General features: G+C 68.9%; 13 protein-coding genes. 9 read left to right on the top strand and 4 right to left on the bottom strand.

What is annotated here, in order from left to right:
- Window positions 1-435: 435 nt before the first annotated feature.
- Both WME95_RS30225 and WME95_RS30220 read left to right on the top strand, forming a co-directional pair.
- Window positions 436-1,524: a glucuronyl esterase domain-containing protein gene (locus WME95_RS30225; RefSeq protein WP_437902808.1), complete on the top strand. Its 1,089-nt coding sequence runs from the start codon at window positions 436-438 to the stop codon at window positions 1,522-1,524.
- Window positions 1,525-1,866: 342 nt separating this feature from the next.
- A complete protein-coding gene (locus WME95_RS30220; RefSeq protein WP_437902807.1) occupies window positions 1,867-3,348 on the top strand; it encodes a glucuronyl esterase domain-containing protein in 1,482 nt (493 codons plus the stop codon).
- Window positions 3,349-3,438: 90 nt separating this feature from the next.
- Here WME95_RS30220 and WME95_RS30215 read toward each other — a convergent pair whose 3' ends face one another.
- Complete coding sequence (locus WME95_RS30215) at window positions 3,439-4,491, bottom strand: hypothetical protein (RefSeq protein ID WP_437902806.1); 1,053 nt, start codon at window positions 4,489-4,491, stop codon at window positions 3,439-3,441.
- A gap of 267 nt (window positions 4,492-4,758) precedes the next feature.
- Between WME95_RS30215 and WME95_RS30210 the strand changes: the two genes are divergently transcribed.
- From WME95_RS30210 to WME95_RS30190, 5 genes are all read left to right on the top strand, one after another.
- Complete coding sequence (locus WME95_RS30210; protein WP_437911043.1) at window positions 4,759-5,190, top strand: hypothetical protein; 432 nt, start codon at window positions 4,759-4,761, stop codon at window positions 5,188-5,190.
- Between the two features lie 183 nt (window positions 5,191-5,373).
- A complete protein-coding gene (locus WME95_RS30205; protein WP_437902805.1) occupies window positions 5,374-6,204 on the top strand; it encodes a hypothetical protein in 831 nt (276 codons plus the stop codon).
- A 223-nt stretch (window positions 6,205-6,427) separates the two neighbouring features.
- The gene (locus tag WME95_RS30200; protein WP_437902804.1) at window positions 6,428-7,585 is read left to right on the top strand and encodes a sensor histidine kinase; all 1,158 of its coding nucleotides are present in this window, start codon (window positions 6,428-6,430) and stop codon (window positions 7,583-7,585) included.
- Window positions 7,582-8,238, top strand: coding sequence for a response regulator (locus WME95_RS30195; RefSeq protein ID WP_437902803.1), 657 nt, complete (start codon window positions 7,582-7,584; stop codon window positions 8,236-8,238). Before WME95_RS30200 ends, WME95_RS30195 begins: the two co-directional genes overlap by 4 nt.
- A gap of 130 nt (window positions 8,239-8,368) precedes the next feature.
- Window positions 8,369-9,100: a DUF2306 domain-containing protein gene (locus WME95_RS30190; protein WP_437902802.1), complete on the top strand. Its 732-nt coding sequence runs from the start codon at window positions 8,369-8,371 to the stop codon at window positions 9,098-9,100.
- On the opposite strand, the gene xylA is transcribed toward WME95_RS30190, so the two are convergent.
- Window positions 9,081-10,412, bottom strand: coding sequence for a xylose isomerase (gene xylA, locus WME95_RS30185; protein WP_437902801.1), 1,332 nt, complete (start codon window positions 10,410-10,412; stop codon window positions 9,081-9,083). The genes WME95_RS30190 and xylA overlap by 20 nt on opposite strands.
- Window positions 10,413-11,353: 941 nt before the next feature.
- Window positions 11,354-11,767: a hypothetical protein gene (locus WME95_RS30180; RefSeq protein ID WP_437902800.1), complete on the bottom strand. Its 414-nt coding sequence runs from the start codon at window positions 11,765-11,767 to the stop codon at window positions 11,354-11,356.
- Window positions 11,768-11,792: 25 nt separating this feature from the next.
- Between WME95_RS30180 and WME95_RS30175 the strand changes: the two genes are divergently transcribed.
- The gene (locus WME95_RS30175) at window positions 11,793-12,983 is read left to right on the top strand and encodes a hypothetical protein (protein WP_437902799.1); all 1,191 of its coding nucleotides are present in this window, start codon (window positions 11,793-11,795) and stop codon (window positions 12,981-12,983) included.
- 188 nt (window positions 12,984-13,171) lie between these two features.
- A complete protein-coding gene (locus WME95_RS30170) occupies window positions 13,172-15,592 on the top strand; it encodes a substrate-binding domain-containing protein (protein WP_437902798.1) in 2,421 nt (806 codons plus the stop codon).
- 39 nt (window positions 15,593-15,631) lie between these two features.
- On the opposite strand, the gene WME95_RS30165 is transcribed toward WME95_RS30170, so the two are convergent.
- Window positions 15,632-16,075: a DoxX family protein gene (locus WME95_RS30165; protein ID WP_437542307.1), complete on the bottom strand. Its 444-nt coding sequence runs from the start codon at window positions 16,073-16,075 to the stop codon at window positions 15,632-15,634.
- Between the last annotated feature and the right edge of the window lie 55 nt (window positions 16,076-16,130).

Below are 16,130 nucleotides of genomic sequence, written 5' to 3'. Positions count from 1 at the left end.
CATGTACCGCGTGCCGCATCCCGCCACTGCACTCGAAACATGGAGGCCTTCATGTCTGTCCGTTCTCGTGCCTCGCGCAAAATAACCGCTCTCGCGATCCCCGTCCTCGCCCTCTTGAACTTCCCAGGCTGCGCTACAGAAGTAGGAACCGGCGGTGCCGGGGGAGATGCTTCGGGCTCGGGCGGCGGGACACCGAGCGGGAGCGGGGGAGTCACCTCGGGTGCGGGCCCCGCGACCAGCGGTGCTTCCTCGACCAGCGGAGGTGCCGGTACGGGCGGCGGTGCTGCGACGAGCGGAGCCGGCGCGGGCGGCTCCCCGACTGGCGGCGCTGGCACGACCAGCGGGACTGGCGAGGCAAGCGCGACCACCGGGACTGGCGGCGGCCAATTCACGTGTGTCCTACCCACGTTGCCTGAGCCGAGCGGCCTGACCGAGGTGAACGAGAAGCTCCCGGATCCGTTCACGTTCTTCAACGGAACGAAGGTCACGACCAAGGAGCAGTGGGAGTGCCGCCGCAAGGAAATCCTGGCCATGGCGGCCAAGTACCTCTACGGTCCGGTCCCCGCCGAGCCGGATGAGGTGACCGGAACCGTGTCCGGAAGTAACGTTTCAATCACCGCCAAGGTGGGTGGAAAATCAGAGACCTTCTCGGCGAGCATCAGCGGATCCGGCAGCGTGATCGCCCTCAAGCTGTCAGGGGGGATCTTCCCGTCAGGCCATAAGACGCTGTCGTTCGGAAGCGGCTTTCAAGACAAGATAAAAAATCTCTTCGGCCTGTCCGAGGTCAACACCAACGTCGCCAACGGGTGGATGATCGACCGGGTGATGGACGTGCTGGAGAAGAACCCGAGCAGCGGACACGATCCCACGAAGGTGATGGTGTCGGGGTGCTCCGGGTGTGGAAAAGGCGCTTACCTGGCGGGTGTCTTCAGTCGTGCGCCGGTGGTCGTCATCGTGGAGTCGGGCGGCGGCGGTGTGGCCAACTTGCGCCAGGCAGAGTGGTTCAGGCACGGTGACGGTGGTTCTGTCTGGCAGTGCTCGGATGCCAAGCCTCAGAGCATCGACAACCTCGAGGACAGCGGTATCTGCGGACCCTGGGTGACCGGCGCGGCCCGCTGGCTCCGGAACGACCCCTCGAAGGTGTACAACCTCCCCTTCGATACGCACATGCTCCTGGCGACCATCGCTCCGCGGCACCTGGTGCACTTCACGAACGCCAACGGCAGGAACTCGTGGTGTCACCTGGGTGGGACCTGTGAAGCGCTCTCCGCGTGGGCGGCGAAGCCCGTGTGGAAGGCGCTCGGCGTCCCGGAGCGCATGGGTTTTACGATGTACAGCGCGAACCACTGCGGCGCCTCGGGCACTCAGACCGCCCTTGCAGGCGAGATGTTCAAGCGAGCGTTCGAGGGCAATACCAGCGCAAACACGGACGTCATGAACATCCTGGACAATGGCGTTCAGCAGCCGGTCAGCGAATGGAAGACCATGTGGGTTGACTGGGATATGGATGTGGTGCTGCAGTAGTGATGCCCTTGGGGGGCATGAGAGCCATGCTGGCCTTGCCCTCCCTCCGGCGTGATCCCCGGGCGTCGGTCGTTCGCCGCCCGGGCCCGGCTCGCTCGCCGGCGAGCAGACGACCAGACGCGACGAGATCCCGGCGAGAAGCCTTGCTCGAAGAATGTCGCCCCATCGGATGGCTCCACAGGAGCTACCTGGTGCGATGCGCCCCCAGAACCAATCAGGAGGGATGACATCGGTTGCATGTAGGGTGGATGTTTACGGCTGGGTTGAAGACTTTTCACGCCAGCGATGCGATTCCCAGCGAACAGCGTGATCGAACCGCCGTCCGCTGGGAATGGGCGTCCCATGATGTCGTTCCGACCCAGCTTCTCCAAACTTCTCCCCCTGACCGCCCTCCTCCCTTTGTTCGTCGCGTGCGGCCCCAGCGATGGCGGCGTCACAGTTGATGAGGATGACACCACCACCGCCAGCTCCGGCGGCCCGACGAGCGGCTCGTCGTCGGCTGGCAACACGTCGTCCGTGTCCGGCACCGGCGGCGGCACCAGCGGCGTGACCTCGGGAACGGGCGGTCCGTCGACGAGCGTCTCGGGGGTCGGCGGCTCGGACCCGACGGGCGCCGGCGGCTCGGACCCGACGGGCGCCGGCGGCTCGAACCCGACGGGCGGCGGGGCCACGACGCTGGTCGGGGTCGAGACCCCGGGCGAGGACTGTCCCGTGCCCAACATGCCCGCTTTCAGCGAGCTGAAGGCGTACGACAAGCTGCACGATCCCTTCACCATGGCGGATGGTACCAAGGTGACGACCCGGGCGCAGTGGGTGTGCCGGCATCGGGAAATCTCGGAGATGATCCAGCACTACGAGACTGGCCCGAAGGAGGTCAAGAAGGCCACCGTCAAGGGCAGCCTGGCTGGCGGTAAACTGACGGTCAACGTGAGCGGTGGAGCGCAGGATGTCTCCTTCGCCCCGACCGTCGAGCTGCCCAGCACCGGTACAGCGCCCTACCCTGCGATGATCATGCTCGGCGGCTCTCTCGACAAGGCCCGGCTGAAGCAGCTGGGCGTTGCGATCATCAACTACGATCACAACGGGGTACAGCCGGAGGGCAACCGGAGCGGCGGCATCTTCTCCAAGTTCCATGGGAGCGCAGAGAGCGGCGCGCTGATCGCCTGGGCCTGGGGCGTGAGTCGCATCATCGATGCCCTCGAGTCCATGCCAGACGCACAGATCAATCCGAAGCGGATCGCTGTCACGGGCTGCTCGCGAAACGGCAAGGGGGCGATGATGGTCGGCGCCATGGATTCGCGCATCGCGCTGACCATCCCGCAGGAGTCCGGCTCGGGCGGTGTTGCGGCGTGGCGCGTCTCGGAGGTCGACAACATGGGCAGGACCGGCAGCTCCGGCGTCCAGAACCTCTCGAGGACTTACGGCGAGCAGCAGTGGTTCAGCAAGACGATCGAGCAGTTCGGCAACGCGGTGACCAAGCTCCCGATCGACCACCATCAGCTGGTCAGCATGGTGGCGCCTCGCGGCCTCCTGATCCTCGGCAACCTCAACTACGAGTGGCTGAGCACCAACAACGCAGATCAGGCGGGCGGAGCCGCCAGGTTGGTCTACGAGGCCCTCGGCGTGAAGCAGAACATCGGGTACATCGACAGCGGGCACAATCACTGCGGAACGGACTACGCGGGCGGCGAGCAGGAAGCGGTCAACGCCTTCGTCAAAAAGTTCTTGCTCGATGATGCCAGCGCGAACACCGACATCTGGAAGCCGAAGAACCAGCTCGACAAGGCGAAGTGGGTGGAGTGGACGGCCCCGACGATCCCGTGACGGCAGTTCGTGGGTGAACGACGGGCCCCGAGCACCGAGGTGCGGGGCCCGTCCGTCGGCCCGGCGCGACAGCGCGGAGACGAAGCTCGCTCACTCCCAGCCGGAGCTGCTGGCCGCGCCCAGGATCGCGCTCACGCCGTAGACCTGGCCGTCGCGCATCTTGAACATATGCATATCGGTGTTCCCCATGAACATGGTGAACCCGACCCCGATTCCCCTCTCGACGTCGGCGAAGATGAGACGAGGGGGAAGCGCGGGTGACCCCGAGCCCGGCTGGCCAGGATTGCAGCTCGCGCCGGCGCTGCAGGTGAACGACCCGCCGCCGTTCTCGATGCGCTTGCAGTTGCTGACCGTGTTGCAGACGCCGCCCGGGAACATCCAGAAGTACTTCTCCATCCAGCCCTCGAGCTCGTCCCGCGAGTTGCGCTCGTCCTCCGGAACGGGCTCCTCCCACTTGACGGCATCCCCGCTCGCGATGATCGCGCCGGTGTTCGAGGCAAAATTCTGCCCGGAGACCTTGTAGTCCCCTGGCCGCACGGCGATGGTCTCGATCTCGATGATCTCCTGACCCTGGAGCTTGAGGCGAAGGGCGAGCGGGATGTCCATGCTGCCGTCCGGCACCACGGCCTGGCTCGCGGAGCTGCAGGTCTCGGTGTCGAGCGCGCTGTGAGCGTATTTGAGCGCTCCGGCGGTCTTCCAGAGCCCGTCTTGACCGAGCGCCAGGGCTTCGCCGTTCTCCGTGAATTTTACGTTGTCGGCGAGGGGCAGTGTCGACGGATCGTGCGCCGCAAGCGCTTCGAAATAGGCGTCGATCGTGCTCTTCAAAAGCTCGCGGGTGCAGGCCGTGGAGTTCCCGCCTCCCCCCGTCCCGCTGGTCGCGCCGGTCGCGCTGTCGCCCCCGCCTCCAGTGGACGTTCCTCCGCCGCCGGTCCCACCGGCCGGCAAATCACCGGATCCACTGCTGCTCGTCGCGCCGACGCTCTCGGCGGTCGACGTCGTGCCCGTGCCGCCGCTGCCGCTCGTTTCCGGCGCAGGCGGCGAGTTGGCGCCGTCTCCGCCGCAGGCGATGAGCGCGAGCAACGGCAGACAGGCAGCGAGGGAGCGACCCACAGAGAGGATGGATATCACGCCATGGTCAGTCATGTCCTCGGCTACATCTCCCACGTCGGCACGTCAAGGCCGTCTTGCTCAGCGGCCGCGCGCATCTCTTTGAATGTTCGAGTGCTCTCCGAGATAGAGAAAAAATATCGTCACAACGTGCCCGTCACACTCTGACCCGGGCTTGCTCGCCGCCGCTGGACTGGTGCTTGCCGCTCCACGGGCGCGCGTGCTCGGCGCGTCCACGAGGCCCGATGCCGGACAGGGCCGCCGGGCGAGGGATGGACGGTCACCTCGGCGACCGATTTCAATATCGATGGGATGTCGGATCTGCTCTGGAACAACGAGCGACAGAACCTGATGACGGTCTGGCTGATCGATGGAGGCCAGCTGCTGGCCCCGGGGCCGGTGCTCCCGGGGCCGCCAGGCGAGGGCTGGACGGCGCCCACCGCGCAGGACGTGAACGCCGACAACATGGGGGACGTCTTCTGGAACAACATCCAGAAGAACCTGATGGCGATCTGGCTGATGGACGGAGCCGAGCTGCTCGCGCCGGGGCCGGTGATCCCGGGGCCGCTCGGCCGTGACTGGGAATTGCGCCCCGGCACCGACGTGAACTACGACAGCATGGCGGACGTCCTCTGGTACGCCGTCGGAACGAACCAGGCGGCGGTCGGGCTGATGGACGGCACGCAGCTGCTCGCTCCCGGGCCGGTGATCCTGGGGCCTCACGACGGCGGGTGACGCGGCGCCGTCGCGCGCCCAGGCACGCGACGTCTCGCGCGGTCAATGGCGCCTCTCGCTCTGGACGCGCGACGGCGGCATTTCGGCGCGGACGGAGGCAATAGAGGTCGTTGCAGGTCGCCGTCGCCTCGAGCGCCGTTGTGGGCTTGACGCTCCGGGAACGTTTCGATTTCCTCCTCTCTCATGAAGAGTGTGAATTCAGCTGCCGGAACTTCCGGAGAATGCGCAAGAATCCGACGGTCGGCTCGATCGTGGCTCGACCGGCTGACGTGGATGACCGCGGTGTCGTTGCTCATCGCGTGCGGTTCGGGCGATGGGAACAGCGCCGGTACGGGCGACACGGGCACGGGGGGCTCGGGCGGCGCAACGAGCAGGACCTCTCACGGTGCGTCGGGAGGTCCGGGCGGTGGCAGCGACGGCGGCGGGGCGGGGGAGGGCGGCGCAGCAGATTGTGAGAGCGGCCCGGAGGCGCTTGAAGGCAGCGTCCATCAAGGCGATCTGCTCATCGCGTCGGACGCGGACGTCCTTGCGGCGCGCGCTTACTCCACGATCAACGGCACGATCTCGGTCAGCTCCGATTTCGCCGGAACGCTCGACTTGCCCAGCTTGCTCGAGGTCGGCGGTATCCGCGCCGAGGGCAGTGCCTCGAGCGGGGAGCTGGTCACGGCGCAGATCAAGGCGATCCGCATGCCGAACCTGGCGCGAGTTCGAGGTACGTTGTGGATCTACCTGGCGTTCGAGCTGCTGGAAGCCGATTTTCGCAAGCTCGAGGCCGTCGACGCGCGGCTCTGGATCCATCGAAACACGGAGCTCGCGACGCTGCGGCTCGATGCCCTGCGCAGCGTGGGCGAGGACGTACAGATCACCGACAACTTCAAGGTCCCGGCATGCGCTCTCGAAAGGATCGAAGCCAACCTGAGGGCGGCCGGCAACACAAGCATTGGCATTTCCGGAGGCTCGCAGGAGACCGGCTGTGAATGCAGGCTCGTCTGCGGACAGGGGCTCTGCTTGTAACGAGCGCCGGTCCGTGGCCAAGTCGAGAAGGTGAGCCATCGGACAGGGGGCTCCCTGCCGGCAGCTTCGGGGCGTCGATCGGCGCGGCGCGGCCGGCCATCGCGAGAGCGCCCCCATCGAGGCCTCGTGCGCGGCGTCCATCCGGTCTATGCTGCGACCAGCACGCCAGGTCGTCGTGCTGGTTCGCTCGAACGATGGGTATGGAGTCAAGCCGGCTCTTCTCATGAGGCAGGTGCGCGAGTTCTTTCGATCCGTGGCGTCCGAGCCGCGAGCGCCGCACCCCCCTCGGCGCGTCCGGATGGATTGGGTGCTCCTGGCCGTGTTCGCCGCGCTCGGGTCGATCGAGGTCGCGATCCGGCGCGACCTGCCGTGGCGGATCGCTTCGCTGGTCCTCTGCATCGGGCTCTTGCCGACGCTGCTCTGGCGGAGGACCAGGCCGCTGCAGATGGTCGTGATCGCGTTCGGCCTCCTCATCGCGAACCAGCTCGCCGTGATGGCGACCGGCAGCGCGTCGCCGGGGCTCTACGCGATGGTCTACATGGTGCTGCTGCCTTATTCGTTGTTCCGGTGGGGTACGGGGCGTGAAGCGATGATCGGGCTGCCGATCATGGTGACCTCGGCGGCGGTCGACATGATCCGTTCTCATGCCAGGACGGGCGATGTCATCGGGGGCTACGCCGTCCTTCTCTCGACGATGGCGCTCGGCGCGGCGGTGCGCTACCGGGATCGCGTGCGCCTGCGAGAGCTCGATGAAGCCAAGCTGGCCGAGCGAGAGCGGATCGCCCGCGACCTGCACGACACCGTGGCCCACCATGTATCGGCCATCGCGATCCGCGCGCAGGCGGGCCTGGTCGCCGCGTCGGCTCGCCCCGAGGCGCCTGTCGACGCGCTCCGCGTGATCGCGGACGAGGCGTCTCGCGCCCTCGGCGAGATGCGCACGATGGTCCGGCTCCTGCGTCGAGGCGAGTCGGCCGAGCTCGCGCCGAGCCCGCGGGTCGCCGACCTCGGACAGCTCGCGGGCCCATCCGCCACAGGGGCTCCTGTCGAGGTGAAGTTGACCGGGAGCTTCGATGACCTGCCATCGTCGGTCTCCGCCGCGGTCTTTCGCCTCGCGCAGGAGTCGATCACCAACGCTCGCCGGCACGCTCGCCACGCGACCCGGATCGACGTGGAGGTCACGGCCGACGACACGTCCGTGCGTCTGCGGGTCACCGACGACGGCCAGGGGGCCCACCCCGGCCATTCCACGTCGGCGGGATACGGTTTGGTCGGCATGATCGAACGAGCGACGTTGCTCGGCGGTACGTGCCATGCGGGCCCGGGCCCACGGCGCGGCTGGACGGTGACGGCCGTGCTGCCTCGGAAAGGACAGTCCAGTTGAGCATTCGCGTCCTCGTCGCCGACGATCAAGAGATCGTCCGCACCGGGCTCAGCATCCTCCTCGACGCCCAGCCCGACATCGAGGTCGTGGGCGTCGCCGGCGACGGACACAAGGCCGTGGAGCTGGCGCTCGCCCTCCGCCCCGACGTGTGCCTGTTCGACATCCGCATGCCCGGGATCGACGGCATCGAAGCTACCCGACGGCTCGCCGGCCCGACCGTCGACCGTCCCCTGGCGGTCGTGGTGATCACCACCTTCGATCACGACGACTACGTGGTTGGCGCGCTCAAGGCCGGCGCCCGCGGCTTCTTGCTGAAAGACGCCGGTCCCGACCTGCTCGCGCAGGCCATCCGCGCCGCCGCGAGCGGCGACGCCCTGATCGCGCCACGTGTCACCGCCCGCCTCCTCTCCACATTCGCCGCCTCTCGGCCTCAGCTGCCACGAGCACAGCCCGGGGAGGCCCTTACCGCCCGCGAGGAGGAGGTCCTCCTCATCGTGGCCCGCGGTCGAACCAACGCCGAGATCGCCGACGATCTCCACATCAGCCTGAGCACCGTCAAGGCGCACATCGCCAGCCTCATGACCAAGCTCGGCGCGCGCAACCGGGTCGAGATCGCCATCTGGGCCTACGAGACCGGCCGCGTCCGCGACTGACCGGTCAGCCCGGGGCCAGGTGGCGGTGCACCTGGCCGAAAGTACGATCACCCCATCGGGCAATCGGCCGACCCGGATCCGCCATTTGCGCCAATTGCGACGCATCCAGCGCCGTCCCTAGCTTGACGGCATGACGAACGAGAGCACCTCGACCCCCTCGGCGAAGCGAGACTGGCTCGTACCCGCGCTCCTGCTCGGCCTCAGCGCGGTCCCCGTGGTGGCCGGCGCCTTCCGCCTGGCCGAGCTGAGCGTCGGCGCCAAGGTCACCCCGGACAACGCCCGCTTCTTCGCTGCGCCCGTGCCCATCGTGCTGCACATTCTCAGCGTGAGCGTGTTCTCGGTCCTGGGCGCGTTCCAGTTCTCCCCGGGCTTTCGCCGCCGGCAGCCTCGCTGGCACCGCGCTGCGGGGTGGGCCGTGGCCCCGTCAGGGCTCGTCGCTGCCGCTTCGGGTCTGTGGATGCAGGCGTCTTACGAGCTCCCCGAGGGAGACGGCGACGCCCTCGCCGTTCTCCGGGTGCTGTTCGGCTCTGCCATGTTCATGTCGCTCGTGCTCGGCCTCGTCGCCATCTCGCGGCGCGACTTCGTCCGTCACGGCGCCTTCATGCTGCGCGGCTACGCGATCGGCCTGGGCGCGGGGACTCAGGTGCTGACCCACATGCCGTGGGTGCTGCTCTTCGGCGCGCCGGGCGAGGGCGTCAGAGCGGTCCTGATGGGTGCCGGCTGGGTGATCAACGTCGCCGTCGCGGAGTGGATCATCCGCAGGAGAGCGACATCGTCTCGGAAAGAAAAACAGCCGGGCGCGCAGCTGCGTCGCCCGGCTGTCGTTCCCTCGATCGCTCGGCTTATCGGATCCAGCGATTGACGATGTTTTCGTACAGCTCTTGCTGACCGCTCGTGAGCTTGACCTCACCGCCAGCGTTGCCGATCTCGGCCAGCTGCTCCAGCGTCAGCTTGCCCTGCTCGAACTCGGCGCCCTTGCCGCCGTCGAAGGACGCGTAGCGCGCCTTGCGCATCGCCTCGAGCGGCGACTTGCGGATCAGGTCATCGGCGATGAGGAGCGAGCGGGCGAACACGTCCATGCCGCCGATGTGCCCGTGGAAGGTGTCGACGAGATCGCTCGAGTTGCGGCGGCGCTTGGCGTCGAAGTTGACGCCGCCGCCCTGGAACCCACCGCTGCGGAGCAGGATGAGCATCATCTCGACCGTCTCGTTGATGTTGTAGGGGAACTGATCGGTGTCCCACGCGTTCTGGTAGTCGCCGCGGTTGGCGTCGATGCTGCCGAGCATGCCGTTGTCCGCGGCCACCTGCATCTCGTGATCCATCGTGTGGCCGGCGAGCGTCGCGTGGTTCGTCTCGAGGTTGAGCTTGAAGTCCTTGTCCAGGCCGTGCTCGCGCAGGAACCCGATCACGGTCTCGGCGTCGAAGTCGTACTGGTGCTTCGAGGGCTCCATGGGCTTGGGCTCGATGAAGAAGACGCCCTTGAAGCCGCGCGAGCGCGCGTAGTCGCGGGCCATGGTCAGGAAGCGAGCGAAGTGCGCCTTCTCGCGCTTCATGTCCGTGTTCAGCAGGCTCATGTACCCTTCGCGGCCGCCCCAGAACACGTAGTTCTCACCGTTCAACGCGATGGTCGCGTCGAGGGCGTCCTTGAGCTGGGCGCCGGCGTAGGCCAGCACGGAGAAATCCGGGTTCGTGGAGGCGCCGTTCATGTAACGCGGGTTGGAGAAGAGGTTCGCCGTGCCCCACAGCAGCTTGACGCCCGACTGGCCCTGCTTCTGCTTGGCGTACTCGACGATGCTCTGGAGGCGACGCGACGTCTCGGCGCGGTTCTCGCCCTCCTCCACGAGGTCGATGTCGTGGAAACAGTAGTGCGTCGCGCCCAGCTTGGTGATGAACTCGAAGTTCGCGTCCATCTTCATGCGGGCGCGGGCCAGCGCGTCCTTGCCCTCGTCCCAGGGGAAGTTGATCGTCCCCGGACCGAACGGATCGTGGCCACGGCCGCAGAACGTGTGCCAGTAACACACGGCAAACTTGAAGTGATCCTTCATGGCCTTGCCGGCGACGACGCGGTTGGCGTCGTACCACTTGAAGGCGAGGGGGTTGTCGGACTCAGGCCCCTCGTAGGGGATCTTGCCAACACCCGGGAAGTACTCTCTGTCGCCAGTGACAACGGTCATAAACGGATCTCCAGCTCGTGGTTTGCGTGTGCCTTAGTTCAGAGGGCGCTTTCGACAACGGCGTCCGCGGGGGTTGCCCCGGGGCTCTGGTCTCCGGGCCAGGGTGGAGGCGGCATCTCCACGCCCGCGCTGGGCTTCCAGGCATGTTGCGTTTGTTGTGGCTCCGGCGCTCCTCAAGTCAGGTGAACCACCGGCGCGCATCAATTGCGCGCGTGGCGGAATCGGCGGGCTAGCAATAACATGGTGCCGGGTCGGAGGCTAGGGTGGGCCTCCGGCGCCTCGTGCCGCTGACTCTGGCTAGCTGTGCCGCGTCAACCCCCCCGCACGGACGAGCCGCGAGACCTTACCCAGGTTGCCTGCGCTGCCCTCGCCGGATCCGCCAAGGCGCTCGTGCTGCCGCCCCCTGCGACGCCGGCCGTGTTGAGCGAGCCGGTCCACGGCGGCGGTGTCTTACAGCGACATGGCATTTAAGCGCCTGGCGGCGGAACTTCGACGTGGGTGGCGCCCGAGAGGGGCCAAGCCCTGCGCGTCCGTGGCTCCGCGAGGCAAGGACTCACCCGCGTCGTTCGCCGCCAGCCGCGCTCGCGCGGACGCTTCGCTCACCTACCAGGCCAGCGTGTGCATGTCAACGCTCGTCAGGGCCCGCGTGACGGGGGGCGGTCGGTCGTCTGGAGCGGGCGAGACTGCGGCCATCGCGGCGGATCGCGAGCGACGGTTCGGCACCGCAAGCTCGTTGCTCAGGGGCGCCACGGGGGGCGCTGGAGGCCTTGCCGAGCCGCCGGGCCCCCTCACCGGGGACCTGCGGGAGGAGCCTGGGACTCCTCGCGCGGCTGTGGGTGAGGGGGTGTCCGCCCTCGATGGCTGTTCTGGTCCAGGGTGCTGGCGTGGTGTCCTCGCCGGCGAGATCTCCGCACAGCACGCTGAGCGCCACGGCGCCTTCCTCAACGCGCCGAGCGGAGATTCTGCCCCATGAGAGGCCGGCTCGCGCGGTAGCGTGACGAGATGTCGAGACGAACCATGCGAGTCATCTGGTCTTTGGTTCTTATCACCTTGCCCCCGGGCTGCGCTGGCGAGTCGGGCGGTGAGGTGTCGAGTAGCGGCGGAGGCGCATCGAGCGCGAGCGGGGGAGGGGCGTCGAGCGCGAGCGGCGGCGGAGGCGCATCGAGCGCGAGCGGCGGCGGTGCGTCGAGCGCGAGCGGCGGAGGCGCATCGAGCGCGAGCGGCGGAGGTGCGTCGAGCGCGAGCGGCGGAGCGTCGAGCGCGAGCGGCGGCGGAGCGTCGAGCGCGAGCGGCGGAGGTGCGGGCGGGGATCCGGGCCCAGGCGCGTGCGGCGTCACCCGCGACCGCATTCGCATCACCCAGGTCGACGTCGGGAGCCGCGTGATCAACAACGAGGATGAGGCCGCGCTGAAGCCGCTCGTCATCTCGCCGATACCGTCCGGCGGGTCGCGCCTGGCATGGATGAGCGACGACGGACAGGTCCACGTCCTCCAGCTCGACGCCGATGACAGGGCCGTGGGGCGCTCGTTCGGCTTGCCGGCGAACGACTTCGCCGACCTCCACGCCGACGACGACGGCGGCGTGCTGCTGCTCACCCGCGATGCCGAGGGCGGCGGGACGCTGAATTGCGGCACGCCCTCGAACCTGTGCGGTACGCCGCCGTCCCCTCCGATCGCCTGTCACGACATGTACATGGCCCGCTTCGACGGCGAGCGCGCGACCTGGGCGACGAAGCTCACGAGCTCGAGCGCCGCGCTGCCGCCCTACTCGACAGGCCCCACCGGGCCCGATGTGACCATGATCTGGTGGTACGCGCATCACGGCCGCATCGCCTTCGACGGCTCGCGCTATGCGGGCTATTTCGGCGCCGCGATCAGCGTCTCGCAAGGCGGATGCATCAACATCCACCAGGGCGATCGCATGAAGGTCGTCGACGCGAACGGCGCGCTGCAGAGGGACGGCTTCGACTGGGGATGCAGCCACAGCGGTTACGAGCGCATCCTCTGGGACGACAGCGCCCGGAAGTTCGTGACGGTGTGCAAGACCGACAACAACAACCGCATCGCGTTCGCGCCGAATTACAAGACCATCTATCCGGTCGATCTCGCCTACTCGAACCTTGGAAACCTCGTCACGGCGGCCGGCGGCGGCTACTGGCTCACGACGAGCAATATCCGCTCGGGCCAGCCGGCGGGCGCGAACGGGCTCGCGGAGGTCCGGCTGCTCCACTTCACCGACGGCGCCGCGGACAAGGACCTCACGATCGCCAGCGACGCGGGCATGAACCACCGCGCTCCGCACCTGGCCGCCTACGGCCGCTCCCGCATGCTCGCGGCCTGGGAGACAACGACGAGGGCCGGCGAGCTCGCCCGCAACGACGCGGCGCGCGCGCTGTACGTACAGACACGCGATCGCGCCACCGGCGAGGCCGAGGGCGATCCGCTCGAGGTCGACGTGCTCGGCAATCGTTACCAGGACTTCGTCGCGTTTCCCGACGGGAGCGTGGCCTTCGCCGCGCCCGGCAGCTCGAACACCACGATCCAGGTGCTGCGCATCCTGCCCTGCGAGTAGCGCGTGCCGCGCCGTCGACTCGTCCTCTCCCCGGCGACCTCGGCCGTTGACGGCGGGCCGCGAGCCGGCCCACACACCTGGGGAGATGGGCAAATCGACCTTGACAGAACTGTGGTTCATCGCGCCTTCTGGGCCCTCGCGTCGCGCGTCGTGACGGCGGATCGAGCGGGACCCGTATGCGGCATGGAGTGGATCTCTTCGCGACATTGCAGCAGATCGTGCGACGGGCCATGGCGATCGCGCCGCGGGCGCCGCGCGGCAGCCTGCTCCTCTGCGAAGGGAACCGCCTCGTCTACAGGGTGCTCGAAGGGTTCGACGCGTTCGCTCGGCAGGGGGTGAACCTCCCGACCGACGCGGGCCTCGCCACCGAGAGCGGCCCGCGTGCCCCGCGCGCGGCGCCCGAGGCGGCGAGCGGGATGTGCGTTGTCAGTGCACATGCGTGGTATGAAGCGCACCTGCCTCTCGCGATCGCGGCAGAGGGCGCGGTGCCCGGCGGCGCGGGGGTGCTTGTCGCGCCCGTCGTCGTCCGGGGAGCGCCGGCGGGCTATCTCGCGCTGGAGCAGGCGACCCTCGAGGCTCCGCAGGGCGAGCGCCGCGCGATGCTCGAGGTGCTCCTGGACGCCACCGGGGCCGCGCTGGAGCGGCACAGGCTCTATGACGAGAAGGCGAGGTTGGCGCAGGAGATTCGCCTGCTCGAGCAGGTGCTGAACGCGGTGGGCACCACGGTGGAGCCGGACCACCTGCTGGACACGCTCGCTCACGGCATCAAGAGCGTGCAGATCGACCAGCAATGGGCCTCGGTGGAGCTGTGGCTCGTCGAGGACGCCGGCGGCGGAGAGGGCGCCGCCGCCGCTTCGGGCGAGCTGGACGCCCGCGTGTTCCGGGCCGGGCGGTCGGCCCCCATGACGTACTTTCACACCCTGCGCGACGGCGCGGTCGACGCCGCGCGGGGCCTCGGCATCTCCGTGGATTTCCGCCTCGGGCCCCCCGCCGGCCCGGGGGGCCAGCGCGAGATCCTCGAGGACGGCATCCGGCGGGGTGTGGACGGCATCATCATCGCTCCGGGCGCCCCCGAGGAGGCGGAGGAGGGGTTCCGGCGCGCGGCGGAGGCGGGGATCCCGGTGATCGTCGTCGACACGCCGCCGGTCCCGGGCAGCCGGGCCCCTCTTTATATCGGCACGGACAACGTGGCGGCGGGCAGGCTGGCGGGCGAGATGATGCGGCGGCTGCTGCCGAGCGGCGGGGTCGTGGCGTCGCAGCGGCCCACGAAGGACGCGATCAACACGCGCGAGCGCATCGCGGGGTTTTGCGCGGCGATGGAAGGGGCCGAGTTCACCGTGCTGCCCCCGCACGAGGACAGCGACCACGACCTGGAGCTCGGGACGGAGCTCGCGCGGGCGGCCCTCCAGCGGCGGCCGGACATCGCCGGCGCCTTCGGGGTGGCGGCCGGCGGCGGGCCGGCATGGGGCCGCGCCGCGAGGGAGATCGGCAGGGGCGGAGAGCTCAAGATCGTCGCGTTCGATCTGTTCTCCGCGACGGTCGCGCTGCTCCGCCGGGGCGCGATCCACGCGACGATCGTGCAGCGCGAGTACGACATGGGGTATCGCGCCGCGGAGATCGTCCACCGGATGATCACCCAGGGCGTCGAGCCGACGCTCGCGGAGCTGCCGGCCTCGCGCATCATCCATACCGGCGTCGATTGCGTCACCCTCGAGCACACGCCGTGGTCCACGACGCTCAGCGATCACCTCGCGCTCGACGCGGCCCACCGCGTGGCGAGCCGGCGCGTCGAGGGCAACGCCGCAGGCCGGCCGATCGAGGTGCTGCTGATCGGCGTGGCGGCGCGCAGGGAGCCCGTCATCGAGGAGCGCGTGTCCTTCTCGCCGCGCTCGCTGGTCGGCCGGGTGCTCGACGCAGGCCGCCCGCTCGTGGTCGATCCGGCCGGGCACGGCGGGCGCGAGGACGCCTCGCTCCTCCGCGGGCACGCCGGCGCGCGGACGCTCGTCGGGGTGCCGCTGCGGGCGCGGGGCAGCGTGGTCGGCGTCCTCGTCCTGAGCAGCGAGCGCGAGGACGCCTGCGGCAGCGACGACGTGCCGTTCCTCGAGCGCGTGGCCGGCACCGCGGCCGTGGCCATCGAGAACGCCCGGCTGTTCAGCCGGATCTCCGAGCGGACCACCGAGCTGGAGCAGGCCAACGAGCTCCAGGAGTCGATGCTCCGGACGATCCATGAGCTGTCGAGCCCCGTTGTGCCGATCGCCGATGGAATCCTGGTCATGCCCGTGGTGGGCACGATGGATGCCCAGCGATCGAGCCATTTCATCGCGTCGCTGCTGAAGGAGATCCACGAGCACGACGCGCAGGTGGTGCTGATCGACGTGACGGGGATGGCGGTGGTCGACGCCACGGCGGCGAACCAGCTCGTCCGGGCGGCGCAGGCGGCGGCGCTGCTCGGCGCGGAGGCGGTGCTCGTCGGCGTGACCGCGGGGGCGGCGCAGATGATGGTCGCTCAGGGCCTGGACGTCGGCGCGATGGTCACGCACGTCGACCTGGCGCGCGGCTTCCGGTACGCCCTGGCGAAGACCGGCGGCCGCATCCTGTATCGGCGCTGACGGCGACGGCCGCCGATCGGGCCGGCGCGGACGTGCCGCTCAAGCCGCGCTCTCGACAGGCCGGAGCTTGCTCTGCTCCGCGCCGGCGCTCGCGTCGACGCGCGCGGCGAGCATCGGGCGGAACGCGGCGCGGTACGCGAAGGCGAGGTAGAGCTGGAGGGCGAGGACGAGCCCTGTGACCGGGTTCGCCGGCGCGAGGAACGTGTGGAAGGCGACGATGTTCACGACGACGGGCGCGAGGAGCGCGAGCGCGAGGGGCACGTAGCGGTTCGAGAGCAACAGCGCGCCTGCGACGACCTCGGTCCCCTTGATGAGCGGGAACATGTACCCCGTCGCCGCGAGCGCGCCGGCGAAGCTGGCCGCGGCCTCGGGGGCCGGGGGCTGCGGCAGGAACTGCAGGAAGCCGTTGAGCCCGAACACGAAGAACACGAGCCCTTGCAGGATGCGGGCGGCGGTGGGGGCGAAACGCTTGACGTTGTTCATGGTGAGCCTCGCTGAGGTGTGGCGGGCTCTCCCGATCGGAGCGCCCGTGCCTTTC

Source organism: Sorangium sp. So ce327 (assembly GCF_051530205.1).
GTDB lineage: Bacteria > Myxococcota_A > Polyangia > Polyangiales > Polyangiaceae > Sorangium > Sorangium cellulosum_B.
Note: the sequence above shows the minus strand (reverse complement) of the source record. Positions and strands in the feature narration are given on the sequence as shown.

What these genes read in the sequence shown, in the direction of transcription:
- WME95_RS30165 (WP_437542307.1), bottom strand. Translation starts at nt 16,075, where the DNA reads ATGAACAACGTCAAGCGTTTCGCCCCCACCGCCGCCCGCATCCTGCAA.
- WME95_RS30190 (WP_437902802.1), top strand. Translation starts at nt 8,369, where the DNA reads ATGACGAACGAGAGCACCTCGACCCCCTCGGCGAAGCGAGACTGGCTC.
- xylA (WP_437902801.1), bottom strand. Translation starts at nt 10,412, where the DNA reads ATGACCGTTGTCACTGGCGACAGAGAGTACTTCCCGGGTGTTGGCAAG.
- WME95_RS30205 (WP_437902805.1), top strand. Translation starts at nt 5,374, where the DNA reads ATGAAGAGTGTGAATTCAGCTGCCGGAACTTCCGGAGAATGCGCAAGA.
- WME95_RS30215 (WP_437902806.1), bottom strand. Translation starts at nt 4,491, where the DNA reads ATGACTGACCATGGCGTGATATCCATCCTCTCTGTGGGTCGCTCCCTC.
- WME95_RS30220 (WP_437902807.1), top strand. Translation starts at nt 1,867, where the DNA reads ATGATGTCGTTCCGACCCAGCTTCTCCAAACTTCTCCCCCTGACCGCC.
- WME95_RS30180 (WP_437902800.1), bottom strand. Translation starts at nt 11,767, where the DNA reads ATGCGAATGCGGTCGCGGGTGACGCCGCACGCGCCTGGGCCCGGATCC.
- WME95_RS30200 (WP_437902804.1), top strand. Translation starts at nt 6,428, where the DNA reads ATGAGGCAGGTGCGCGAGTTCTTTCGATCCGTGGCGTCCGAGCCGCGA.